Source organism: Mesorhizobium sp. M4B.F.Ca.ET.203.01.1.1, from assembly GCF_004791025.1.
Classification (GTDB): Bacteria; Pseudomonadota; Alphaproteobacteria; order Rhizobiales; family Rhizobiaceae; genus Mesorhizobium; species Mesorhizobium abyssinicae.
In genome coordinates this window covers 1-278 of record NZ_SRUO01000315.1, presented here as the reverse complement: position 1 = coordinate 278, position 278 = coordinate 1, and the positions used below count along the sequence as shown (strand labels likewise).

At 65.5% G+C, this 278-nt stretch carries 1 protein-coding gene; it reads left to right on the top strand.

Annotation, left to right across the window (positions count from 1 at the left end; genetic code table 11):
- The coding region (locus EN846_RS34870) for an OmpA family protein (protein WP_245518788.1) at nt 1–225 on the top strand (225 nt) is incomplete at its 5' end.
- Nucleotides 226–278 lie beyond the last annotated feature (53 nt).

The window sequence follows — 278 nt, the reverse complement described above, 5'->3', positions numbered from 1 at the left end:
TCCAGCCATTTCGGCGGATCGGGCTCGCGCGCCAGCACGTCGTCGATCTCGCGCTCGATCTTGTCGCGCTCGACCTCGGTGGTGAAGTTCCTGATCGAGAACGGCGTGCCGGCCAATCGGCTGGTCGCTGCCGGCTTCGGCGAGTTCCAGCCGCTCGACCCCCCCGACACCGACGAAGCGCGCACCAAGAACCGCCGCATCGAGTTGAAGCTCACTGAACGGTGATCGCGTATCACGCGAATTTGTTCGCCGGCTCAACGCTAGGGCGCAGCAGCCAG